This window comes from Ruegeria sp. BB5 (assembly GCF_056539405.1).
Window position 1 is genome coordinate 1 of sequence record NZ_JBQFUX010000021.1, and the last position, 5,089, is coordinate 5,089.

General features: G+C 57.9%; 5 protein-coding genes. 1 reads left to right on the forward strand and 4 read right to left on the reverse strand.

The features are described 5' to 3' along the window. The 4 genes from ACR0DL_RS21380 to ACR0DL_RS21395 are packed head-to-tail and all read right to left on the reverse strand — an operon-like array spanning position 1 to position 4,325. Entirely contained in the window at positions 1–972 is a 972-nt protein-coding gene (locus ACR0DL_RS21380) for a 2-hydroxyacid dehydrogenase (protein WP_480691276.1), read from the reverse strand. After that, on the reverse strand, positions 972–1,859 hold the full coding sequence (gene sucD, locus ACR0DL_RS21385) for a succinate--CoA ligase subunit alpha (RefSeq protein ID WP_170362913.1): 888 nt from the start codon (positions 1,857–1,859) through the stop codon (positions 972–974). Before sucD ends, ACR0DL_RS21380 begins: the two co-directional genes overlap by 1 nt. Further along, entirely contained in the window at positions 1,859–3,055 is a 1,197-nt protein-coding gene (locus ACR0DL_RS21390; protein WP_170379915.1) for a malate--CoA ligase subunit beta, read from the reverse strand. The genes sucD and ACR0DL_RS21390 overlap by 1 nt, the downstream gene beginning before the upstream one ends. A 28-nt stretch (positions 3,056–3,083) precedes the next feature. After that, positions 3,084–4,325, reverse strand: coding sequence for a pyridoxal-phosphate-dependent aminotransferase family protein (locus ACR0DL_RS21395; protein ID WP_480691278.1), 1,242 nt, complete (start codon positions 4,323–4,325; stop codon positions 3,084–3,086). Between the two features lie 218 nt (positions 4,326–4,543). Here ACR0DL_RS21395 and ACR0DL_RS21400 point away from each other — a divergent pair. Next, the coding region (locus ACR0DL_RS21400) for a LuxR C-terminal-related transcriptional regulator (protein ID WP_480691280.1) at positions 4,544–5,089 on the forward strand (546 nt) is incomplete at its 3' end.

Genomic DNA, 5,089 nt, shown 5'->3' on the forward strand with positions numbered 1-5,089 from the left:
TCAGATCACCCGGTCACGTGGTTCACGGCCTTGGAAAAAGTCACTCAGATTATCGAGAACGCGGAAGCCCATCGCTTCGCGGGCCTCGCGCGTTGCGCTGCCCAGATGCGGCAGCATCACGAGGTTGTCACATTGCAGCAGATCCGGGCTGATGCGGGGCTCGCCGTCGAAGACGTCCAAGGCCGCACCACCAATCATGTCGAACATCAGCGCCTGAATCAGAGCCCATTCATCAATCACCTCACCGCGCGCAGTGTTGATCAGGAAAGCGTCAGGCTTCATCAGGCTCAGTCGGCGCGAGTTGATCAGGTGCCGGTTCGCGGAGCCGCCGGGGCAGTGCAGTGACACAAAATCGCACCGGGGCAAGAGATCATCGATCGTGTCCACCTGTGTTGCGTCGCACTGGCCCAATACGTCCGCGGCCACCTCGCTGCGGTTATAGACGAGGACGTTCATACCGAACCCGTGATGGGCACGGCGAGCCATTTCCTGGCCGATCCGGCCATAACCGATGATGCCCAGCGTCTTGCCGCTGACCTTTGTGCCCACAAGATGCGTCGGCCGCCAGCCGGTCCACTTGCCGGAGCGCAATTCGCGTTCGCCCTCACCTGCCCGGCGCGCAACCATCAGTAGCAACGTCATGGCCAGATCGGCCGTACACTCGGACAAGACATCCGGCGTATTTGTTACCGTCATGCCTAGCTCACGCGCCGAAGGTTCGCAGATATGGCTATAGCCGACCCCATAATTGGCAATGATCTTGGTCTGCGCGCCAGGCACATCCAATGCCTCGGCGCTGAGCGTGTCGGTGACCGTGGGTAGGACAGCATCATAGGTTTTCAACGCCCGCCGGATGTCTGCCGGGGACATTGGCTTGTCCCCGGTATTCAGCACGGCGTTGTAGTTTTCGGCCAGCTGCGCCTCGACGGCGGCAGGCCAGCGACGGGTGACTAAGACCGAAGGTTTAACCATCACGCAGCCTCCATCACTCGTGCGATTGTCTCACCAATCACGGCGGGGTTTTCGGCCACGGTCACACCAGCAGCGGACAGGATTTCAACCTTTTCGCTGGCGCTTTCGCCAAAAGCCGAGATGATCGCGCCGGCGTGCCCCATGGTTCGACCTTTGGGGGCGGTCAATCCGGCAACATAAGCAATGACCGGTTTTGTAATGTGATTGCGGATGTATTCCGCGGCTTCAGCTTCCTGCGGACCGCCGATTTCGCCGATCATCGCAATGATGTGGGTATCCTCGTCCTCTTCAAACCGTTGCAGGATATCTTTGAACGAGGACCCGTTGATCGGATCGCCACCGATACCGACGCTGGTCGAAACGCCAATGCCACGTTCTTTGAGCTGTGCTGCCGCCTCGTACCCCAGTGTGCCCGAGCGACCAATGATGCCGACATTGCCAGGCAGGTAGATATGGCCCGGCATGATACCCAGCAGAGCCTTGCCGGGAGAGATTGTACCGGCGCAGTTCGGTCCAGTCAGAACCATACGTTTTTCTTTGGGGTAACGGTACATGTACCGCTTGACCCGGATCATGTCCTGCGCCGGGATACCGTCGGTGATACAGACACAGTAGCGAATGCCCGCATCAGCAGCTTCCATGATGGAGTCTGCAGCAAACGGAGGCGGAACAAAGACCAGACTGGCATCCGCTCCGGTTGCCTCAACGGCCTGTTTCACGGTGTCAAACACCGGTACACCTTCAACGGTTTCACCACCCTTGCCGGGAACAACCCCGCCGACAACATTGGTGCCGTAGGCCAGCATATCCTTTGTGTGAAAGCGCGCCATGCGTCCAGTGATGCCCTGAACGATTACGCGGGTGTCGCGGTCGAGAAGAATACTCATTACACGGCCCTCATCTTGGTGTTTTGGGACAGATCATTCTGCCATGCGCCCACCGCCCGTTCAGCGGCTTCCATCAAAGTGGTGGCGCGGATGATCGGTAGGCCGGATTTGGCGAGAATCTTTTGGCCTTCTTCGACATTCGTACCGGCAAGTCGCACGATGACCGGGATGTCGATATCCAACTCACGCAGCGCCTGCACAACGCCCTCGGCGACCCAGTCGCAGCGGTTAATACCAGCAAAGATATTGACCAAAACCGCCTGAACGTTCTTGTCGGACAGAACCAGTCGAAAGGCCTTGGCCACGCGCTCGGGTGAGGCACCACCACCGATATCAAGGAAGTTCGCGGGCTCGCCCCCGGCCAGTTTGATCGTATCCATCGTGGCCATGGCCAGACCAGCGCCGTTCACGATGCAGCCGATATTGCCGTCCAAACCCACATAAGACAGCCCACGGTCCGCCGCGCGGCTTTCACGCGGGTCTTCCTGGCTTTTGTCGCGCAGTTCCGAGATCTGCGGATGACGGAACAGAGCGTTGTCGTCAAAGCTCATCTTCGCGTCCAATGCCAGCACACGGTCGTCGCCAGTGATAACCAGTGGATTGATTTCAACCATCGTGGCGTCCAGATCGCTGAAGGCGGCATAGCAGCCCTGCAACGTCCGTACCATTTGCTGAACCAGACGAGCCTCAAGGCCCAGATTGAAGGCTATCTCGCGGGCCTGGAACTCCTGCAGTCCAACTGCGGGTTCCACGATTGAGCGCACGATGCTGTCCGGGCGTTCCGCCGAGATCTCCTCGATCTCCATCCCGCCTTCGGAGGAGGCTACGATCATGACCCGTTGGCTGGAGCGGTCCAGAACAAAACCAAGATAGATCTCGCGATCAATCGGCACAGCGGACTCGACATAGACACGATAGATGCCTTTACCTTCCGGTCCGGTCTGATGGGTCACCAGCTTGCGGCCGAACATCTCGTCACAGGCCTCGTGGATCTCGTTTTCACTGTTACACAGTTTGACGCCACCCGCTTTGCCGCGGCCACCCGCATGGACCTGGGCTTTGACAATCCACTTGTCTCCGCCCAGTTCGCGGGCGCGATAGGCCGCCTGTTCCGGGCTATAGGCCAAGGCACCTGACGGTACGGCGACGCCAAAATTCGAAAGAACCTCTTTCGCCTGATATTCATGGATATCCATCTGCATTCCTCCCGTTCATGCAGTGCGTTCAAGCAGCGATCGATGTGCCGTAACGGCTTTCGAGCAATGCCTCGATCTCTTCGAAATCGACATTGCCGCCCAGTTCCCGCATGGCTTCGGCAAACAGGCGGACGATCCGGCTGACGGCCTGGCGGTTGAGCTGATTGAGGATGCCGATGCGTACCTGAACCGGCGCGCTGAGCGTCGGCCAGATCCCAAAACCCCTTGCCCGACAGTTCTGCACCAGCTCCATCTCTCGCCCGGCCAGTTCCGGCGGCAGATTCAGCACGACCAGGCTGGGCATGTCAGAAGTCACCTCGCATCCCATGGCCGTAACAGCATCGCGCAGCACGCGTTCATGGGTTTTGTACGAGGCCGTCCGTCTGGCCAGACCTTCCTGAAGTGTCAGACGCAGGGACTCATGGAACGCGGCGACTGCGTATCCGGAATGGGTTCTGTGATAGGTTCCCTTTTCGACGTCCTGACCGTCGACAATACCCCAGTGACGCGCCTCGAATAGAGGATTGTGAACATAGCTATAGGCACCCGTCGCTCTGAGGGATTCAATAAAGGCATCTGTAAAGCTGACCGGTGCATAGGTCAGCGGCAGGCAGCACAGGCCCTTCTGCGGGCAGGAGGCCCAACCGGCGATCCCCGGATAGTCATCGATCGAAAAGTCATCGACGCCGAGGGATGAGACCGCATCGACCAGGCCCATCACCCCATGACGCTCGCATGCGTCCGAGAAGCCACGCAGATCATTGACGCGACCCGAACCCGTTTCCCAATGCGCCATAAAGGCCCATTTTGGCTTGTGCTGTTCCAGCGCGGCTTCAACCAGTTCACCAGTGACCGGCTGTCCGTGCGGAACATCAACGACCGTTACGCTGGCGGCCTGTGGATCAAGCGGGCTGGCGGCATGCTCCTCGGGCGTGGCCGCCTTGATGCGTAGGGTCAGCGCATCAATGCCGGAAAAGGTGCCGTTGGCAAAGGCCACGACTTTATCACAGGGCATCACAGCCGAGAACATTGTGTCCAATGCGCTCCAGCCGGTACCGGCCACAGCAAAGGTATAGGTGTTATCGGTTCCCCAGATATTGCGCAGCATGTGCTTGCATTCGACCATCCCGCGCAAAACGTCGCCCTGCATGTGATCCGCAACCCCGGCATTGGCGAAGGCCTGCAAAACACGAGCATCGGTATTGCCAGGCCCCGGGCCCGCAGCCAGTGTCTCGGGGATCTCAAGCGTGGGATAAATCTGAAAAGTCATTCGATCCTCCTTGATCGTCGGCGTGGTCAATCACGCCCAAATATCGCGTTGTGGATCAGGAAAGCGTTGCTTGCATCATTGCGCAACGTAACTTACTACTGCTTTGGGACTTCTAATAGGATTAGAAAAAAACTACCCGTTTTGGCAGAAATACCGCGGTATACCAAATTAGCACCTATTCTTACGGGTAGGTTTTTGGGTTTTTGGGTGTAAAATCAATGGCAGAGCCTTCACAGCAACCGATTAACGTTATGCTTGCCGACAACAATCCACTGGTATTGTCGGCCATGTCCGAGATTTTCGAGCGTGATCCACGATTCTCTCTGGTGGCAACATCAGCAACCGCCGAAGGCTTCTTGGGCGCGGTTATGAGAGTTCCGGTCAAGGTCTGCGTGATCGCCTGGAATTTACCGGTCTTGGGCGCCGCCAAATTGATCGAGGTTCTGCGTGAACAGGAGAACGCGCCCCGTTTCGTCGTATATGGAGACGATGCCGGAGACGTGCCGCGCCTTGCTATGCAGGCAGGAGCTGCGGGGTTCGCATCCCGATCAGGTGAGGTCGATGTTTTGCTGGAAACTTGTTCGGATGTTGCCCGAGGCAAGATGGTTTTTCCGTTCATCGATGTTCGGAAAATGCAGCAGGATCCAATTCACAGCCTGTCTCGTAAGGAGCGCGTCATCCTTGAAGCGTTGGCCAAGGGCCTATCCAATCGTGAACTTTCGAAGGACCTGCAAATCTCGACAAATACCGTCAAGTTTCACCTG

Bases quoted from the DNA above. Each gene is read 5' to 3' on its own strand.
- sucD (WP_170362913.1), bottom strand. From the start codon at position 1,859: ATGAGTATTCTTCTCGACCGCGACACCCGCGTAATCGTTCAGGGCATC.
- ACR0DL_RS21390 (WP_170379915.1), bottom strand. From the start codon at position 3,055: ATGGATATCCATGAATATCAGGCGAAAGAGGTTCTTTCGAATTTTGGC.
- ACR0DL_RS21380 (WP_480691276.1), bottom strand. From the start codon at position 972: ATGGTTAAACCTTCGGTCTTAGTCACCCGTCGCTGGCCTGCCGCCGTC.
- ACR0DL_RS21395 (WP_480691278.1), bottom strand. From the start codon at position 4,325: ATGACTTTTCAGATTTATCCCACGCTTGAGATCCCCGAGACACTGGCT.